Source organism: Chryseobacterium viscerum, assembly GCF_002899945.2.
Classification (GTDB): domain Bacteria; phylum Bacteroidota; class Bacteroidia; order Flavobacteriales; family Weeksellaceae; genus Chryseobacterium; species Chryseobacterium viscerum.
In genome coordinates this window covers 225127-245074 of the sequence record NZ_PPEG02000004.1, presented here as the reverse complement: position 1 = coordinate 245074, position 19948 = coordinate 225127, and the positions used below count along the sequence as shown (strand labels likewise).

Here is a 19948-nt window from a genome sequence, read left to right as displayed (position 1 = left end):
AAAGCCATTTGTGAATTCCTACGGAATGATAAAATTGATGCATCAATGAACAGATTGGAGTTTATTCAATTCACTCATGGCTCATCATTGATTGCTCATTGCTTATAAATTCAGTGACCAAACAGAATAAGAATTTGGCGCACATTGGATTTTCACCCATTTATCGCCTTGTGTTGTTGGATACCAGCCTGAACTTCCTGTAAAGTCTTTGATCTGCTGGCTGCTCCAATTGGTTTCCACCCATCTCTCCTGCCAGCTTGATGAAGTATTAATATAAACAACTAACCCGGGATTGCCGTTGTATCCGTTACGTCTTGCAATATATTCATCGTTATCGGTATATAAAATAGAAGTGGTTCCGGTGGCTTTATTATTATGAATCCAGATCAGATTGTTCAATCTTTCTTTATTCAGCCATTCTTCATAATCTCTATAAAAAATGGTAGGATACCCTTCATGTGTTAAGATATAAGCATAGGCCGGCATTTTATTGTTAATAATATCCGTGTCATGATTGGCTACAAAAGTGACTGCTTTATATGGGTTTCTTTTCCACATCATGTCATCATTCAAAGCATTTAAATTTCCGTTATCAAAAGCTTCATCCATTTTATAGTAGGCTGCAAAATCAAAAACGGAACTGTTGGCATTATTCGCCCACCACTCCAGCGTATTCACATTGGAATCCCATAATTCTCCGACAGAAAACCCTCCTACTTTTGAATTCCAGGTATTGACCACCCAAGGACCAAAACCTTTAACATAATCGAATCTCCAGCCATCGAATTTCATTACATTTTTATAATATTTGGCGACAGAATCATCTCTTCCCCAAAGCCAGTCCTGAACATGTGGATTGGAGTGGCACATATCCGGAAAGCCTCCAAAAGCTCCTTCATCATTATTTCCGTAGGCATTTTTATAAAAATCATTGTAGTTTCTCTGGAATTTCCCTGAAGCAACTCCTGAAAAATCAGTCCACGTATTGGTTCCTGTAAAAGGATTGGCTTCCGATTGACCGCCGCTGTTGTGATTGATCACAATATCTGCATACACCTGCATATTTTCTGAGTGCGCCTTGGTAATCAATGCTTCCAGTTCGGTTCTTGATCCGAAACGGGTTTCGGTGCTTCCATTTTGATTAAAATTTCCGAAATCATAGTAATCTGTAGGATCATATCCCATTGAGTAGGCTCCGTTTTGTGCTTTTGAAGCTGGAGGAAGCCATACGGCACCAATTCCTGCATTGGACCAGGCAGTTAGTTTATCTTTAACGGTATTCCACCAGTTACCTCCTTCAGGAACGTCCCAATAAAAGCCCTGCATCATCACTCCGCCACCGGGACCGGCTACGAATTTACTCTGTGCAGATGCTGAACTGGTTCCTGTACTGAAAGGACGTCCGTCATGGTGGGTTACATTTACCGTTTTGTTATGAACCTCTTCCTGCTTGGAAGATTCCATAATAAATTCATCACTGTTCTGGCATGAGTTAGCTAATGCTAAAGCCAGTAGGGAAAGGAAAAAATGTGTTTTTTTCATCGTAATAATTAATTATCAATCTATTAAACAAGATACAATTTTATTGAAAACAAATTCAAATGAATGGGATATATTTTAATTTTTAATAATAAATCAAGAAGAAAGTCATTTGAAGTTTTCATTAAAAAATCATAATTTTTTCAGATTCTCGAAGCAATTTTTCTTTTAATCCATATATTTGCATACTATGGAATACAATACCCAAAAAACTCAGCTTAATATGCCAGAATATGGCAGAATAATACAACAGTTGGTTGAGCGCTGCAAAGAACTTCCTACCAAAGAGGAAAGGAACGAAATGGCTATGGCAATCATCGATTTTATGGGTCAGAGAAACCCACAACTTCGCGACGAGGAAAATTATAAACATAAACTTTGGGACCATCTTTTTATTCTTGCTAATCATGATCTGGATGTAGATTCTCCTTATCCGTTCCCTACAATGGAACAATTGGCAGAAAAACCTAAAAGAATGGAATATCCAAAACTTCAAGGTGACTTTAAGTTTTACGGAAAAAGTATTCTTCAATTGATAGAAAAAGCAATCGAACTGGAAGCGGGTGACGAAAAAGAAGCCCTTATCGAAGTGATTGCCAACAATATGAAGAAATCTTATAATGTCTATAATAAAGAACATGTGACGGACGATGTTATTTTCCGCCACCTGAAAGAACTGTCTGAAAACAGGTTGGATCTGACGGGAATAGAATCTCTTGAAAAAAGTAAAATCTATTACACCAGCAATAACAACAACCGAAATAATAACAATAACAACAATAGGAACAGCAACAACAGCAATAATAAAAACAATAACAACAGCAACCAGCCTAATAAAAGAAGGCATAATAACAATCATAAAAACAGAAAGTAATGAGTGGAACATTTCAGATAAGAGGAGGAAAAAGATTGCAGGGCGAAATAACTCCACAAGGAGCCAAGAATGAGGCTCTACAAATTTTATGTGCGGTTCTCCTTACGGACGAAGAAGTAAGAATCAAAAATATTCCTGATATTCATGACGTCAACAGACTGATTGAAATTCTGGGAGATTTTGGAGTAAAAATTACTAAAAACGGACAGGGAGATTATACTTTCAAGGCTAATCAGGTTAATTTCGATTACGTAAAATCCAACGAGTTCAAAAAGGACGGAGCAAAATTACGTGGATCTATTATGCTGATGGGACCAATGCTGGCTCGTTATGGAGAAGCGTATATGCCTACTCCAGGAGGTGATAAAATCGGAAGAAGAAGATTGGACACTCACTTTCAGGGACTTGTTGAATTAGGTGCTGAATTCAAATATGATGAAGAGGAATATTTTTATTCTTTAAAGGCTAAAGAATTAAGAGGGAAATTCATTCTTTTGGAAGAAGCTTCCGTAACTGGAACTGCCAATATTGTAATGGCAGCTGCTTTGGCAAAAGGAAAAACAAGAATCTACAACGCGGCATGTGAGCCATATCTTCAGCAATTATGTAAAATGCTGAACAGAATGGGGGCTAATATCTCAGGAATCGGTTCTAACCTTGTTACGATTGAAGGTGTTGAACACCTTAGAGGAACTGAGCACACTATGCTTCCGGATATGGTAGAAATTGGGTCTTGGATTGGTCTTGCAGCCATGACAAAATCTGAAATCACCATTAAAAATGTAAACTGGAACCAGCTTGGAGTAATCCCGAATACATTCAGAAAATTAGGAATCGAGCTTGAGCAAAGTGGTGATGACATCTACATTCCTGCTCAGGAACATTATAAAATTCAGAAATTTATTGACGGTTCTATCCTTACGATTTCAGATGCGCCTTGGCCTGGATTTACGCCGGATCTATTATCTATTATTTTAGTGGTAGCGACTCAGGCAAAAGGAAGTATTCTGGTACATCAGAAAATGTTTGAATCCAGATTATTCTTTGTTGATAAATTGATTGACATGGGAGCTCAGATTATTTTGTGTGATCCACACAGAGCTACAGTAATCGGGTTGAATCAGGAAGCTCCATTAAGAGGAACTACCATGGTTTCCCCAGATATCAGAGCTGGAAATGCACTTCTTATTGCTGCTCTTTCTGCAGAAGGAAAATCTATTATCCACAATATCGAACAAATCGACAGAGGATACGAAAATATCGATGGAAGATTGAAAGCTATTGGTGCTGATATCGAAAGAATTTAAAATTATTTATTTAATATAGAAGCGTTCAGAGTAATCTGAGCGCTTTTTTTATTTAACCACCCCGTCAAAAATTTTTTGAATTTTCGCCACCCCTCCGGGGGGAGGGAAATTTTCTCCCGATTAATAAGTTTTTTTTTAATTTGCTTTAGTATAAAATAAAAAGTGCCTGGTAAAAGAACCAGACACTTTGGGTAATTAAAACTATATGAATCTCACTTAAAAATAGGTTCTGCAGGTATATTCTACTGTCGTATTGATAAGTTTATTTTTATTCAGATAGACTTCAAGCTGATGGAAATCTTCTGAATTGACATTAATATATAATTGTACTGAACCAAAACTATATCCGTTCATATACTCTATGTTTGCTGATAACACTCTATGGCAGATGCCCAATTGATTATAGATGGTATTCATCAAATGTTCAAATTTCATTTTGCCATTCAACTCTATTTCTAATAACAATTCTTTTTTAGGCAGGTTTATTTTGTTTTGTAAAACCTGCAGGCCAGGATTAGGTGTAATCATCGCTAAACATTTTTGGGTTAAACATTATCAGATCATATTGCTCTCTGCATGTAAATCTGTGACAAAAATATAAAAAAATATTAGTCCACCAAATTAGTAGACTAATATTTTTTAAAATTTAATATAAAAAAAAAGAAGCCTCATCAGCTTCTCTTCTATTTTAAAGTTTCTCTATTCTTTCCAGCTTGTCTGAACCCGCAAGTCCATTAGGGTTGCAACCCGGCTCTCCTTCTGGTATTTTCAGATTTTTCTTAGTATAAAATTCTTCCCAGAATGCATTTGTCTTTCCTGTTTTGGGATCTATAAACGTCATCGGCTCCAATTTGAAAATATGTTCTTCTCGAAATGCTCTTTCTACAAAATCTGAACAGTAATAGGAATTTTCATCCAGAATATAATTGAAGTTATAAGGTTTCCCCACCATAGAATTCGCTTTTTTAATAGCTTTAGGAATTGTTTTCTGATATTGTTCCTTCAAACGATAAACGATCACCTCCTGCTCGTCTTCTTTCTGATCTTTGATAAAATCTTTTAAGCTCTGTTTCTGTGAACCGCCTTTAGGAGCTGCATGCAGGACAAACATCCCGTTCCCCTCTTTTTCCAGAATTCCTATATGATCGAATGAAGCTGTCTTTTGTTTTTGAGTAACATTATTGATCGCACCGGAAAGCCCCGATTCTTTTGCCGTTACAAAAAGTAGATCTCCATTTTTGAGCTGCACTTTTCCGGGAGAATTACGATTACACTGAGTCAACAGTAATAATAAACAGGACAAAAACCCTGCAGCAATAATTTCTTTAATTTTTCTGTTAAAAACCATTTTAAATTCCGGTATCTGATTATACTTTCGGGACCAAAATTACAAAATAGAATTCATTACATTTGTGAGAATATTGATCTATTCTTCATACCAACCCAAACATTTTCAAGATTCTTATGCCACATATTTTATTAGTTGAAGACGACGACAGACTTTCAAAATTGATTGCAAAGGGATTTCAGGAAGCTGAATTTGAGGTAACTGTGGCTTATGACGGAACCACGGGTTTGAAACTGGCTTTACAGACGAATTTTGATCTGGTGGTGACAGATATTGTCCTTCCTAAAAAAAATGGCCTTGAATTTTGTAATGAAATTAAAGCCTTAAAACCCAATCTTCCTGTAATTATGCTTACGGCACTCGGAACCACAGATGATAAACTGGAAGGATTTGATGCCGGAGCTGATGATTATCTGACCAAACCTTTTGAAATGCGGGAACTGGTAGCAAGAATCAGAGTTCTTCTGAAACGTTTTTCACAACAGCGGCAGCAAAAGGTTTTCGTCCTCAAATATGAAGGGATAGAAATGAATCTGGAGCAGAAAACGGTAAGCAGGGATCATAGTCCGATCAAATTAACCCCAAAAGAATTTAATCTCTTAAAATTCATGCTGGAAAATTCAGAAAGGGTTCTTTCCAGAAGTGAAATTGCAGAGAAAGTATGGGAAACCCATTTTGATACCGGAACCAATTTTATCGATGTATACATCAATTATCTCCGAAAGAAAATTGATAAAGATTTTGAAACCAAACTTATCCACACCAAAGCCGGTATGGGGTTTATTCTAAAAAAAGATTACGAATCAGGCATTGTATAATAATGAAGATCTACTAAAAATATCCGGATGAAAATAAGAACCAGACTTACCCTGCTTTTTACCTTAATCACCGCTATGCTTTTAGGGGTTTACAGCTTTTCGATTTATTATTCATCAAAAGAAGCCAGAGAGAAATCTTTTTACAGCGAACTTCAGAACGAAGCCATTGCCAAGGCGGATTTATTTTTCCGCAGTTCACTGCCTGAGCAGGAAATGCATAAGCTTTATAAAAATAATACCAGAACTCTGAATGAAGTTCAGGTCGCCATTTATGATATCAATAAACAACTGATTTATCATGATGATGCCAAAGTAGATTATGTAAAAGAAACTCCGGACATGCTTTCGCAGATATTCCAGAAAAAGAGGATTAATTTCTTTTTGAACGATTTGCAGGTGATCGGAATGGTGTATCATTATGAAGGAAAAACGTATGCGGTAACCGCTGCATCTTATGACAAATACGGATATGACTATCTTACTCATCTTCTCACCATCAGCATTATCTCATTCTTTAGTATTCTAATCCTTATTTATCTGGCTGGAATATTTCTTTCCAAAAAAGCACTGAGCCCACTCAGTGAAATGGTAAGTCAGATTAAAAATATTACCGCCGGAAAACTACAGTTGCGATTAAAAACAACAAAAGAAAAAGACGAACTTAATGAACTGGCTCAAAACTTCAACGGAATGCTGGAACGTCTTGAGAATTCTTTTGATTCACAGAAGCATTTTGTATCTAATATTTCACATGAGCTGAGAACTCCCCTGGCGGCTATTATTACCGAACTGGAACTGGCTTCTGAGAAGGATAAAACCCAGCAAGAATATCAGGAAACCATCCAATATGCATTGGAAGACGCCCGAAATATGGTTAAACTCTCCAATAGTTTAATGGACCTCGCCAAAGCAAGCTACGATCCCAATGAGATCAGTTTTTCTGAAGTCCGTCTTGATGAAGTTCTCCTGGAATCTTACACCAAAATAATCAAAGAAAATTCCGGCTATAAAGTTTCACTGAATATTGAAGACATGGTGGAAGAACATCAGCTTATTATTCAGGGAAATGAATATCTTTTGCAGGTTGCTTTTAATAATCTTATTGATAATGCCTGTAAATATTCACCGGAACATACATGTTTAATAGATGTCAGAACTGATTCCAAAATCCTTAGGATCAGTTTTACCAATACGGGAAATGGCATTCCTCAGGAAGATGTACACCATATTTTTGAACCTTTTTACAGAAGCGAAACCTCCAGACAAAAAAAAGGACATGGAATAGGACTTTTCCTTACCGAAAAAATTATTCTGCTCCACAATGCAAAGATTACTGTGGTATCAGATCATAATGAGACTATTTTTACAGTCGAGTTTATGATCTGATAACGTAGCAAAAAACTTCATTTAAATTTATTGGAATCTTAACCCTTAATGAGCTTACTGGTTTAAAATTTCACACCTTTACTCATGAGAAAGAGATTTCTTATTGAAAACCGTAGTTCCTATGCTGGCACCAATCACGCAAGCAATAGAAATCCACTGTAAAAAAGATAATTCTTCAGCAAGAAAAACTAATCCCGAAAGCGCTGCAAATGCCGGTTCCAGACTCATCAGAATACTGAAAGTCTTTGCTGGAAGTTTTTTCAAAGCCATCATTTCCAATGAAAAAGGCAAAGCACTTGAAAGGATAGCGACTCCAAGCCCTTTTACAAAAATGCTTGGGGTGATATTAAAAACAGCCCCATCCCACAATGTAAAAGGAATAATCACAAGACTCGCGAAGATCATCCCGGTAGTCACAGCATCCTTTCCATCCATTATTTTTGAAACTTTACCTCCCATGATAATATAAACAGCCCAGAATATCCCGGCTAGAAATGCAAGCCCAAGTCCTACCAAATCAATATGATCACTCTTCCATGGAACAATAAGTAAAATTCCTACACACGCCAGCAATGCCCAGATAACATCCAATAGTTTACGGGACAAAGCTAGTGCAAGAAATAAAGGTCCTGCAAATTCTACAGTAACCGCCAATCCTAAGGGGATCCTTTGAATCGCCATATAGAAAATAAGATTCATAGCTGCTAACCCAATTCCATATATTGCGCAGTACTTCCATTTCTGTCTGTTAAATTGTAAAAATTTCGGACGATTAATCAAAGTAAGCAAAACAGCAGAAAGTACAATTCTTAAAGTAACCGTACCAATAGCTCCAATGGCAGGGAAAAGCTGTTTTGCAATGGAGGCTCCTCCCTGCACACAGATGATCGCTAAAAGCGTAGCCGGTATAGCTAAGTTTGATTTTTTCATTTCTAAAATATATAATTCAAAAGATGTTGGAAGGAAGTTTCCGGGACTAAACACACTCTTATTTCATATGATAAATCGTAAAATTCATCATACAAGAAACCTGCCCCAAATGTATTGAAATTTTATCTCTTACAATGGGTACAGTTTATAACTATTAATAAGATTTAATCAATAAGTCTGTTTAAACTTAACCACAAAAGTTTTTATTCTTTGAACACTTTAGTACACTTTAGAAAGTGTAAGGAAATACCACACAGTTAAGTTCACATAAGATGAAAGTCTCTGATTTTCAACAAAGCTTTAGTGTATTTCTTATACACAAAGTATATAACTTAAAATAGCTTAAGTGTTTAAAAAGCTTTTGTGTCTTTTGTGGTTTAATAAAAAAGGTTAAACAGCTTTAATAATTATTTCTTGTAGTATCAAGCTCAAAAAATAAGATAATATTTTCTCTAATCATTTTCTAATAATATTCTAAAGCTTCTCTAACGGCCTCTTTCTATAATGAGGAATACCTTTGCAGCAAATAAAAACCCCTATGGATACCGATCCGTCACATTACATCAACTAAGCATTCAGTCATATCACTTTCTGTATATCGGCTGTATGCTAAAAACAGAAAAGTTATGAACACATTAGAATTTACTTTCCGTCTTCTTATCGCATTTACCCTGGGTGCCAGCATTGGTTTTGAAAGACAATGGCGCCAAAAAAGTGCAGGTCTGCGTACCAATACCCTGGTATGTCTTGGTTCTGCAGCATTTGTACTTCTATCCATCCGTATTGGTGGGGATGCTACAGGGAGAATAGCCTCATATATCGTAAGTGGTATTGGCTTTTTAGGAGGAGGAGTTATTATGAAAGATGGGCTTACTGTAAGAGGACTCAATACGGCAGCGACCATTTGGTGTTCAGCATCTGTAGGAGCTCTCAGTGCTCTGGGATTGCCTTTTGAAGCAGCTATTACCAGCGGTTTTATTATCCTCACTCATATTATCCTTCGGCCTTTAGGCGTAAAACTGGGCAATACCATCAACAACAGAAATCATTATACAGAATACCTTCTCAGCATTAAGTGTAAAAGTGAAGTAGAAAATCATGTCCGCGTACAGCTCATGCAGTCTTTAAGCGGAAACGATAAAGTACTGCTGAAATCTCTTACCAGCGATGACAATGGTGTGCCTGAAAATGCCATCATTACAGCAGAAGTTCACGCTTCCACTCCACAGGACAGTTTCATGGAAAAAACAGCCAGTAGATTGACCATTGAAGACAAAGTCATCAAGGTAAGCTGGGAAATTATAGGTACTGAAAACGATTTATAACATTAAAAACATTGAAGCAATGTTAAAAAAATCTTCCAACAAAAATCTCAATTCAGCAGCTCTTGTAAAATTAAAAGAAGCCGCAGCAGAGAACGAAAAAATGATTTACGCCATGCTGGAAACTTCAGAAGAAGGGCTCAGCGAAAACACCGTAAAAGACCGTCTGAAAATTTATGGTAAGAACGAAATTGCCACTCAAAAAGCCCCTTCATGGCTGAAACAGTTTACCCACTCATTTTTTAATCCATTTAATTATATCCTGGCCTGTATTGCATTAATTTCATTATTCATTGATGGTATTCTTGTGCCCGCTGGTGAAAAGGATTTTAGTACCACGATTATTATTTCTGTGATGCTTTTGTTCAGTACGGTTTTAAGATTTATTCAGGAATTCCGGAGCAACAAAGCAGCAGAAGCATTAAAGAAAATGGTAAAAACAAGCTGTCTTACCAAAAGAAAATTTAATGAAAGTAAAGAAATAGAAATTACAGAAATTGTTCCCGGAGATATTGTTATTCTATCTGCCGGTGACATGGTTCCTGCCGACTGCAGGATTCTTAAAAGCAAAGACCTTTTCATTAGCGAGTCCATCCTGACCGGAGAAGCGCTGCCTGTAGAAAAAAATGCTCTTCCCATCAAAGATGCCAAAGACCGGAATCCTCTTAGTCTTCAAAATATATGCTTTATGGGAACCAATGTGGTAAGCGGATCAGCGGCAGTAGTTGTAGTAAATACGGGGATTTTCACCTATTTCGGAAGCATCAGCAGAAGCCTGGCCAGTAAAAGACCGGAAACAGCTTTTGATATTGGAGTCAATAAAGTGAGCTACCTGTTGATCCGGTTTATGCTGGTCATGACCCCTGTTATTTTTCTTATCAATGGATTCGTAAAAGGAGACTGGATGCAGGCCCTATTATTTGCCATTGCCGTAGCGGTGGGGCTTACCCCTGAAATGCTGCCCATGATTGTTACGGCTAATCTGGCAAAAGGAGCCGTCAATATGAGCAAAAAGAAAGTGATTGTCAAAAGATTGAATGCCATCCAGAATATCGGAGCTATGGATATTCTTTGTACTGATAAAACAGGAACTCTTACTCTCGATAAAATTGTATTGGAAACTCACCTCAACGTTCGTGGTATTGAAGATGATGAAGTATTGAAATGGGGCTACCTCAACAGCTTTCATCAAACTGGACTCAAAAACCTTCTGGATCAAGCAGTTTTGGATCATGCTGAGGTTCATAACCTGATGAGAGCTGATGAACTTTATCAGAAAGTAGACGAAATTCCTTTTGATTTTGAAAGAAGAAGAATGTCTGTGATCCTGAATACTTCCACAGGTAAGCACCTGATGATTTGTAAAGGTGCAGTAGAGGAAATGCTTCCCTTGTGTAAGTATGCTCTGGATCCCGGAGAAGATCATAGCCTGCATATTGAGAATGATAATATTGTTCCACTGGATGACTTCATGAAACAACGAATTATCAGAATGTCCGAAAAGCTCAACGCTGAAGGACAACGGGTACTATTGATTGCTATCCGGGAATTTGATGGTGACCATCCATTAAATTACTCTGTTGCTGATGAGAACCATCTTACCCTTACAGGATTCATGGGATTTCTTGATCCTGCAAAACCCTCTGCAGAGCCAAGTATCAAAGCTTTACACAAATTGGGTGTAGAAGTAAAAGTAGTCACCGGAGACAATGATATTGTTGCTAAAAAAATATGCCATGATGTAGGAATTTCCATCAATACCATTATGCTCGGTGATGAACTGGAGAATATGAGCGATGATGAACTTCGTAAGGATATGGATCTCTATTCTGTTTTTGCTAAAGTAAGCCCTTTACAGAAACAGCGTATTGTAAAAATATTAAGATCTAAAGGTCACACCGTAGGATTTATGGGCGACGGAATCAATGATGCAGCAGCCATTAAGGAAGCTGATGTCGGAATTTCTGTTGATACGGGAGCAGATATTGCTAAAGAAAGTGCCGATATCATTCTGCTGGAAAAAGATCTGATGGTACTACGCAGCGGAGTGATCTATGGAAGAAGAACTTTCGGGAACATTGTCAAATATATAAAGATGACGGCCAGCAGCAATTTTGGAAACATGTTCAGTATGATTGGAGCCAGTGCATTGCTTCCGTTTCTGCCCATGCTTCCGCTGCAGATTTTAACCCAAAATTTACTGTATGACGTATCGCAGTCTTCCATTCCGTGGGATACTATGGATAAAGATTTTCTTGAAAAACCGAAAAAATGGGAAGCCGGAAGTATCAAAAAATTCATGCTGTATATAGGTCCTTTGAGCTCCATTTTTGATTACGTGACTTTTGCCGTGATGTTCTTCATTTTTAAAGCCAATACTCCGGAACAGCAAGGTTTATTTCAGACAGGTTGGTTTGTGGAAGGTTTATTATCCCAAACCTTGATTGTTCATATTATCAGAACGAAAAAAATACCCTTTATACAAAGTTGGGCAGCCACCCCTGTAGTCGCTTTGACAAGTTTGATCATGCTGATTGGAATTCTGATTCCTTTCACACCAATGGCCGTGTATCTGAAAATGCAGCCACTACCTCTGAGCTACTTCCCTTATTTAATAGGAATTCTTACAGGGTATTGTATCCTGACTCAGTTCGTCAAACAATGGTTTATCAAAAAATTCGGACAGTGGCTGTAATGCTAAAGTCAGCACAGACAGATCAATAAAAAAGAAATTAAAATAATGGTTATAAATAACTTATATGAGAAAAACAGTCTTAACAATGGTACTTTTGACATTTGTTACCTCTTGTAAAAATTCCAAAAGTGAACCCCCTCAAGATCAGGATCTCCAGATAAGAGGTGATCAGGTCACGGTTCCGGAAAACAATCCTGTTTTCAAAAAAATTAAAACAGAAGTTGTTACCGAACAGGAACATAGTGATGGTGTAATTTCGGCAGGAACAATTCAGGCAATTCCTAATCATTATGCAGAAATTGCCAGTCCTTTTTCCGGAAGGATAACAAAATCGTTTATTCAGCTTGGACAAAACGTATCGGCCGGAAGTCCTCTCTTTGAGATCCTTTCTTCAGATTATTTTTCGGTTCAAAAGGATTATACGGATGCTCTGAACGATGTACAGCTTGCCGAGAAAAATTACAGACGCCAGCAGGATCTTGTAAAACATGGGGTGGGTATTCAGAAAGAACTGGATGAAGCGGAAACAGATTTTAAAAATAAAAAAACATCCCTTTCCAATGCCTCTTCTGCCTTGAAAGTATACAACAGCAAAGGAGGAGGTATAGGAAGTCCTCTTGTTGTAAGAGCCCCCATTAACGGAGAAATTATTTCCAACAAAATTGTAAATGGTCAATATCTGAAAGGAGATGCTGATCCGGTAATGATCATCGCAGAATTATCCAAAGTCTGGATTTCCGGTGATGTAAAAGAAAAAGACATCCGCTTTGTCAATGCCGGAGATCAGGTTTCTGTAAAGGTAGGTGCCTATCCCGACAAAAATATTACAGGAAAAGTCTATCATATCAATGAAATTGTAGACGAAGATACCCGAAGTATAAAAGTCCTTATTGAATGTGATAATCCGGACAGAAAACTAAAACCGGGAATGTACGCTACAGTCAACTTCTCAACAACTCCTGAAAAGGCAGTGATGATTCCCGTGACCGCTTTGATGCAGCAGGACAGCTCCCAATATGTGTGGATAAAGGCAGGTAAGAATCAATTCATCAAACGCCCAGTGGTAACTGGAGAAACCGATCAGAAAACAGTAAGAATTACATCAGGCTTAAAGCCTGGGGAAACCATCATGACTGAAGGGGGAATTTATATGCTGGATGCGAAATAATGTAAAATGATGCGAAATCAAAAACTATGAAGAAATTACTTACAATCTCTATACAGAAAAGATGGCTGATGCTTGCCCTCTTCCTTTTATTGGGGTTCTTCGGGTATTATTCCTGGACCAGATTATCCATAGAAGCCTATCCTGATATTGCCGATGTCACCTCACAGGTTGTCACACAGGTTCCGGGGCTGGCCGCTGAAGAAGTAGAACAGCAAATCACAATCCCTTTGGAAAGATCTCTGAACGGACTTCCGGGAATGCATGTGATGCGAAGCAAAAGTACCTTCGGGCTTTCCATTATCACCATGGTTTTCGATGACGGTATAGACGATTACTGGGCCCGGCAGCGTATTCAGGAAAGATTGACTGATGTAGATCTTCCTTATGGTGCGCAGCCAGGACTGGATCCCCTTACCTCCCCTATTGGCGAAGTATATCGCTATATTATTGAAAGCAACAACCACAGTCTGCGGGAACTTACCGACTTACAAAAATTTGTGATTATTCCACGTATCAAACAGGTTTCAGGAATTGCTGATGTTACGAATTTTGGAGGAATTACCACTCAGTTTCAGATCGAACTGGATCCGCATAAGCTTGAACAGTACGGACTTTCCTTATCTGAAGTTACTGAAACTATTTCCAAAAACAATGTGAGTGCCGGAGGAAGTATGCTTCCACGGGGAAACCTTGCCTACGTAATCCGCGGAATTGGTTTGGTAAAAGATTTAAATGACCTTGGAAAGATTGTGGTGAAAACCCAAAATGGGGTTCCTGTTTTTTTGAATGATGTAGGAACACTGAAATACGGAAACCTGGAAAGAAAAGGAGTTCTTGGCTATACCGACAGAAAACGTAATTATTCTGAAAGTGTAGAAGGAATTGTACTTTTATTAAGAGGTCAAAATCCTTCACAAGTGCTGGATGGAGTCCATGAAGCTATTGAAGAGCTGAATAATGAAACGCTTCCTCCCGGTGTAAAAATTCATCCTTTCCTCGACAGAACAGATCTTGTAAAAACAACACTTACCACAGTTTCCCACACCCTTACCGAAGGCATTGTATTAGTTATTATTGTTCTGATTATATTTCTTGGAAGCTGGCGCGGAGCATTATTGGTGGCTATTACGATTCCGCTCTCTTTGTTATTTGCTTTTATATTAATGCATTTTACCAATATCCCGGCCAACCTTCTTTCACTCGGAGCGATTGATTTTGGGATTATTGTAGATGGAGCCATCGTCATGCTGGAAACCATTCTGAAGAAAAGAGAAGAAAATTCGGAAGAAACACTGGAAGAAAAAACAATTACCCAAAGAGTGATTGAAGTAGCCAAGCCTATTTTCTTTTCAACGATTATCATTATTACCGCCTATCTGCCCTTATTCGCTTTTGAAAGAGTAGAGAAAAAATTATTCACACCAATGGCTTTCACTGTAGGATATGCACTGCTGGGTGCACTCGCTGTAGCATTATTGCTAATCCCCGGATTGGCTTATGTGATCTATCGTAAACCCCAAAAGATCTACCACAATAAATGGCTGGAAAAAATAGCTGCAGCCTATGGAAAAAAAATCGAAAAGATACTGCAGGCTCCCAAGAGGGTTATTATACCTATCGTTATCGTTTTGGTATCCTCAGGAATTCTGTCTTATACAGTAGGAAAAGACTTCCTTCCCGAGCTGGATGAAGGTTCTATATGGCTGCAGGTACAGCTACCTCCGGGAATTTCTTTAGCCAAATCAAAAGAGATGAGCGATACGCTACGTACCCGTACCCTGAAACACCCTGAAATTACCTATATGATGATTCAGGCAGGACGTAATGACGATGGTACCGATCCATGGACGGCTTCTCACTTTGAAGTCTCTATTGGAATAAAACCTTACAGCGAATGGCCTGCCGGGAAAACAAAAGCAGACCTCATCAAAGAGCTCGCAGCAGATTATAAAAACATGCCGGGATTCACCGTAGGTTTTTCACAGCCTATGATTGACGGAGTAATGGACAAAATCTCCGGAGCACACAGCGAGCTGGTTGTAAAGGTATATGGGGAAGATTTCAAAGAAACCAGACGAATTGCTGAAAACATACTGTCTACTTTGAATACAATCCCGGGGTCTGCCGATCTCGCTATTGATCAGGAGCCACCTTTACCCCAGCTTCAGATTATTGCCGACAGAGATAAGATTGCTCAGTATGGATTGAACGTAGCCGATGTAGCCGACCTGATTGAAGTTGCATTGGGGGGAAAAGCAATTTCCCAGATCTTTATTGGTAACAAAGTATATGATATTTCCTGCCGTTATACCGAAGACAGCCGGGACACTCCGGACAAAATCGGAAATCTGATGCTCACCTCAGCTTCAGGAGCGAAAATTCCGCTGTCTCAGGTAGCAGAAGTAAAATTAAGTACGGGTGAAAGTACCATTACCCGCGAAATGAACAAACGCCATCTTACGGTAAAACTGAATTTAAGAGGTACCGATCTTTCTTCTTTCCTGAAAGAAGCACAGGATAAAATTGAAAAGGACATAAAATACGACCACGAAAAATATCAGGTCAAATGGGGTGGACAGTTTGAAAATCAAAACAGAGCTTATTCCAGATTAGCATTTATTGTTCCGCTGGCATTGGCGATAATGTTCCTTTTATTATATGGTGCATTTGGGGATTTCAAACAAGCTTTGGTTCTGATGTCTATTGTTCCGTTGGCTTTGTTTGGGGGAATGCTGGCACTCAATATCCGTGGAATGTCTCTGAATGTCTCTTCCGCTGTAGGATTTATCGCACTATTTGGGGTTGCGATCCAGAACGGAGTCATCATGATTTCGCATATCAATGACCTCCGTAAAAAAGGATATGAACTGAAACAGGCGGCCATCAAAGGGGCAAAGGACCGTTTCAGACCGGTACTGATGACGGCAACGGTTGCAGTAATCGGATTATTCCCGGCTTCATTGGCAACAGGAATTGGTTCGGATGTACAACGCCCACTGGCAACAGTAATCGTTTACGGGTTGATGTTCTCTACTATTTTAACACTATTTGTTCTGCCGGCTATTTATTTTATGGCTGAACGTCGCAACGAAAAACAAAATTTAGAATCAGATGAAAATTAGAGTTCATGTTATCATATTATCTGTCGTATTGCTCAGCATCACAGGTATAAAGGCACAGGAAAAAGAGCTTTTACATTTTGAAGAATACCTGAGTCTTGTTGGAAATAAAAATCTCGGCTACGCCTCCCAGAAATACAACGTAAGTATGGCTGAAGCAGCAATTCAAACCGCCAACATGTTCCCAGACCCTCAATTGGAAATGGAGACTACCAATAACGGAGTGAAGAAAGATATGGGCTATGTCTATGGAACATCTATCGGCTGGACTCTTGAGCTTGGCGGCAAAAGAAAAGCCCGGGTTAATCTGGCCAGAAACCAATCGGAACTGAGCAAAATACAATTGCAGGATTTTTTCAGAAATCTCCGGGCAGATGCTAGTTTAGGATATATAGAAGCTTTAAAATCCAAAGCTTTGCTTGAAGTACAGCAGGATTCTTATAAAAATATGGAGCAGCTGGCAAAATCTGACAGTATCCGGTACCGTTTAGGAACAATATCGTTGGTAAGCTCAAAGCAGACCAAGCTGGAAGCCTCCTCTCTGCTCAATGAAGTATATCAGGCTGAAAGTGCAGAACAACAAGCGCTCACCGGTCTGTCGGTATTTCTTGGAGACAACAAAATAACAGATAGAGATGTTGCCGGAGATTTCAATTCCTTCAACAGAGATTTCAGTATTGATGATTTGATCCTGCAGTCCCTCAATGAAAGAGCAGATTTACTGGCTGCCAGACAAAATACAGCAGTAACCAAAAGCCAGATCAGTCTGGAAAAAGCCAATCGTGTGATAGATCTGGGCATCAGTGCCGGAGCTGAACATCATACCGAAGCCACCAACGAGATTGCCCCCTCACCTACTGTTAATGCAGTAAAAATTGGTCTTAGTATACCTCTGAAATTTTCCAACAGAAGAAATGCAGGATTAAAAATAGCCGAAATGGCGCATTCCCAGGCAGAAGTTGAATATAAACAAATTGAACAAGGGATAAGGGCTGAAGTGATGCAGGCGTATCAACAGTATTCAGCAACTCAGAAACAGCTCAGACAATTCCATAATGGAATGCTTACAGAAGCGAAAAGTATACTGGAAGGTATTGTTTACAGCTACAAAAGAGGAGAAAGTTCTATCCTGGAAGTTCTGAATGCTCAAAGAACCTATAACAACGTAAGAAAAGATTATTATCAGGCCCTTGCAGATAATGCAGCTGCTTTGATTGATCTTGAACGTAAAACAGGGATCTGGGATATTCATTTTTAGAAAGGAAGAGGGAAGCTGGAGGATGGAGGTTTTTGGAAGTCCGTGGATACATGAAAATTATTTTATTAATTTTTAAAAGCTCAAAAAATTATCATCAAATGGCAATCAATAATTCTAAAATAGAAATATTACCTCCATCTTCATTCTTCCCGCTTCCCGCCCTATCAAATAACAATCATTTATTCTAAAAACACAAATATTACTTCCAGCTTCAATCCTTCGGCTTCCTCCATAAAAAAAGCTCTGAAATCTATTTGATTTCAGAGCTTTTTTTATCTTTTATACTGTGATTCATAAATTCCGATCCAGTCATCAGGAGTCATTTTCTGACTCAGTTCAGCAATCAGTTCAAAAGGAATATCTTCTACTTTTTTGAAACGGATACAGGATTTCCCCATGTCCAGTTTCTTCTTAGAATGTTTTGGATATTCTGCGACAAAACAATCGAGAAGCTCCGGTCTGGAATACAGCCCCATATGATAGAGTGCTATAAAATTCTTTTGGGATGCCAGATTGATGAAAGGCAGCGGCGTTCCGGGTGCACAGTGATATCCGGCAGGAAAGGTTGCCAAAGGAACCACCCAGCCTATCATCCCGTAATTGGTAGCTTCTTCAAAACCTTTCGGAAGATTGTCATTCACCGTATCAAAAAGCTTTTTAAAAGCTTCCTGCCTTTCTTCAGGAATCTTTGAAAGATAATCTTGTATGGAAACTGACTGAATCTGCATATTTTATTTTTTTCTAAAATACAATTATTTTATAAAATTGTACACATTGAACATCTGAACATCTTTGCTGCTCTTTTGAAGGAACATCATTTTGTTGACATTTGGAACATACTGGATCATATTTCCGTCTGCAAAACCGTAGTTCTGGAAGAAGTTTCTTCCTTTATAATCAAGGCTTACTTCCTGAGGCTTCAGGTTGGCAAAATCAAAAACTTTCATAGAAAACCCTGTATTCCCGAATGCTCCCTTAGGATAAAATGCAGAAATATAAAGCTTATCTCCAGCTTCAACAATATTGATTCTCTTTCCTGTAGAAGTTCCGGCAGCCACAAATTGCTTTACCTCTCCTTCTTTATTAAACTTGATCAACATTCCGGCATCCAAAGAATAAACAGGATCTGGGAAACGGTTCATTGTTGTAGGCATTGGCCTTGTCACAGTTTCCTGCTGAACAGCCATTAAAGTCTCATCCCCTTTTACAATTGTTTTGATCACTTTCACATCGTTCATGTCTTTGCTTCCTGCTAAATTGGTATTGCTGATCACCGCTTTTCCAGACTTCATATCATAGAACATTACCGTTCCGAAAGTACTTGCTCCAATCGTAACTGCAGCATTTTTTCTTCCAAAAGTTACCAGATAATCATTGTCATTTTTACTGAACGCATATAATTTTTCAGGAATATATTTGTCATCGAAAGAAAGGTCTTTATCTTCAGTATTGGAAACCAGTTCCAGCTTATAAGATTCTTTCCATCCCGCAGCTTTACGCAGTACAACTATCTTTGCTGAATTCGTTAATGTTAAAGACTTTTCAACATAATCATTGCTCAATGTAATTTCTTTATTCCAAACCGGAGTAAGTGTTCTCAGATCCAATACCAGAACATCATTCACATTATCCGTTTTTTTGTTGGCAAATCTGTCGTTAAAGATCGCAGCATATTTCCCGTTTTCTGAGAAAAGAACATACGTTGTTCCTGATCTATTGGTAGATTCAATGCTGTATTTTGCAATGCTCTTTGTGGTAAAAGTTCCTTCCTTTCTGCTGAAAACATGTTGAAAAACTTCCTTTCTGTTTTCCTTTCCGAAATACTCTTCCGTAAATGCTATGAATTTATCATCATCTATCTGCTGAGATCCCAGATAATTGTGAAGTACGCCGTTTGTTTTATTGGCGTAATCTTTTACATAAGTGTCTACAAGACTTCCGTTTTGATCCAGTTTTCTCATCAGTAATTTCTTGTGAGGGAAAACATTTCTCATTAGCCCGTCTATATTGATAGCGCTGAACATATAAGAATTGTAATCATCTGCCAATACCAGTTTGTCATCGGTTTCAAGATTGGCATCCACCGTGAATTTTGTTCCTTCAGTCACCTTCGTCTGTGCATAAGAATACACCGAAGCCGTAATTAATGCCGAAGCAATAATCTGTTTAATCATATTGTTTTTC

The 19948-nt window shown here is 38.3% G+C and carries 15 protein-coding genes; 9 read left to right on the top strand and 6 right to left on the bottom strand.

Translation table 11 applies throughout. From position 1 onward, the window contains the following. Positions 1–102 precede the first annotated feature (102 nt). Positions 103–1542 carry an alpha-amylase gene (locus C1634_RS10420; protein WP_109738377.1) on the bottom strand — a complete coding sequence of 480 codons (1440 nt, stop codon included), beginning with the start codon at positions 1540–1542 and terminating at the stop codon, positions 103–105. A gap of 187 nt (positions 1543–1729) precedes the next feature. On the opposite strand from C1634_RS10420, the gene C1634_RS10415 reads away from it, so the two are divergent. Both C1634_RS10415 and murA read left to right on the top strand, forming a co-directional pair. Further along, complete coding sequence (locus C1634_RS10415) at positions 1730–2413, top strand: DUF4290 domain-containing protein (RefSeq protein WP_103233704.1); 684 nt, start codon at positions 1730–1732, stop codon at positions 2411–2413. Further along, positions 2413–3720 carry a UDP-N-acetylglucosamine 1-carboxyvinyltransferase gene (gene murA / locus C1634_RS10410; protein ID WP_109738376.1) on the top strand — a complete coding sequence of 436 codons (1308 nt, stop codon included), beginning with the start codon at positions 2413–2415 and terminating at the stop codon, positions 3718–3720. The genes C1634_RS10415 and murA overlap by 1 nt, the downstream gene beginning before the upstream one ends. Positions 3721–3936: 216 nt before the next feature. Here the strand turns inward: murA and C1634_RS10405 are convergent, their stop codons facing one another. Together C1634_RS10405 and C1634_RS10400 are read right to left on the bottom strand one after the other, a co-directional pair. Next, complete coding sequence (locus tag C1634_RS10405; protein WP_103233705.1) at positions 3937–4248, bottom strand: NIL domain-containing protein; 312 nt, start codon at positions 4246–4248, stop codon at positions 3937–3939. A 160-nt stretch (positions 4249–4408) separates the two neighbouring features. Then, positions 4409–5068 carry a YiiX/YebB-like N1pC/P60 family cysteine hydrolase gene (locus tag C1634_RS10400; protein ID WP_185145125.1) on the bottom strand — a complete coding sequence of 220 codons (660 nt, stop codon included), beginning with the start codon at positions 5066–5068 and terminating at the stop codon, positions 4409–4411. A 116-nt stretch (positions 5069–5184) separates the two neighbouring features. Here C1634_RS10400 and C1634_RS10395 point away from each other — a divergent pair, with 116 nt between their 5' ends. Both C1634_RS10395 and C1634_RS10390 read left to right on the top strand, forming a co-directional pair. Then, positions 5185–5886, top strand: a complete 702-nt coding sequence (locus C1634_RS10395) for a response regulator transcription factor (protein ID WP_109738375.1) — start codon at positions 5185–5187, stop codon at positions 5884–5886. A 27-nt stretch (positions 5887–5913) separates the two neighbouring features. Beyond that, complete coding sequence (locus tag C1634_RS10390) at positions 5914–7272, top strand: ATP-binding protein (RefSeq protein WP_103233707.1); 1359 nt, start codon at positions 5914–5916, stop codon at positions 7270–7272. A gap of 78 nt (positions 7273–7350) precedes the next feature. On the opposite strand, the gene C1634_RS10385 is transcribed toward C1634_RS10390, so the two are convergent. Further along, positions 7351–8202, bottom strand: coding sequence for an EamA family transporter (locus tag C1634_RS10385; protein WP_103233708.1), 852 nt, complete (start codon positions 8200–8202; stop codon positions 7351–7353). Positions 8203–8828: 626 nt separating this feature from the next. Here C1634_RS10385 and C1634_RS10380 point away from each other — a divergent pair. The 5 genes from C1634_RS10380 to C1634_RS10360 all read left to right on the top strand — a co-directional run bounded on the left by C1634_RS10380 (position 8829) and on the right by C1634_RS10360 (position 17764). Next, positions 8829–9527, top strand: a complete 699-nt coding sequence (locus tag C1634_RS10380) for an MgtC/SapB family protein (protein ID WP_103233709.1) — start codon at positions 8829–8831, stop codon at positions 9525–9527. 19 nt (positions 9528–9546) lie between these two features. Beyond that, positions 9547–12219 carry a magnesium-translocating P-type ATPase gene (gene mgtA, locus C1634_RS10375; protein ID WP_109738374.1) on the top strand — a complete coding sequence of 891 codons (2673 nt, stop codon included), beginning with the start codon at positions 9547–9549 and terminating at the stop codon, positions 12217–12219. Between the two features lie 64 nt (positions 12220–12283). After that, positions 12284–13387 (top strand): efflux RND transporter periplasmic adaptor subunit, encoded by a 1104-nt coding sequence (locus C1634_RS10370; protein ID WP_109738373.1) that lies wholly within the window; start codon positions 12284–12286, stop codon positions 13385–13387. Positions 13388–13413: 26 nt separating this feature from the next. Further along, complete coding sequence (locus C1634_RS10365; RefSeq protein ID WP_109738372.1) at positions 13414–16509, top strand: efflux RND transporter permease subunit; 3096 nt, start codon at positions 13414–13416, stop codon at positions 16507–16509. Beyond that, positions 16499–17764: a TolC family protein gene (locus C1634_RS10360; protein ID WP_103235330.1), complete on the top strand. Its 1266-nt coding sequence runs from the start codon at positions 16499–16501 to the stop codon at positions 17762–17764. Before C1634_RS10365 ends, C1634_RS10360 begins: the two co-directional genes overlap by 11 nt. A gap of 272 nt (positions 17765–18036) precedes the next feature. Here C1634_RS10360 and C1634_RS10355 read toward each other — a convergent pair whose 3' ends face one another. Further along, positions 18037–18492 carry a DUF1801 domain-containing protein gene (locus C1634_RS10355; RefSeq protein ID WP_109738371.1) on the bottom strand — a complete coding sequence of 152 codons (456 nt, stop codon included), beginning with the start codon at positions 18490–18492 and terminating at the stop codon, positions 18037–18039. Positions 18493–18516: 24 nt separating this feature from the next. Next, a complete protein-coding gene (locus tag C1634_RS10350) occupies positions 18517–19938 on the bottom strand; it encodes a hypothetical protein (RefSeq protein ID WP_103234588.1) in 1422 nt (473 codons plus the stop codon). Positions 19939–19948: the final 10 nt, after the last annotated feature.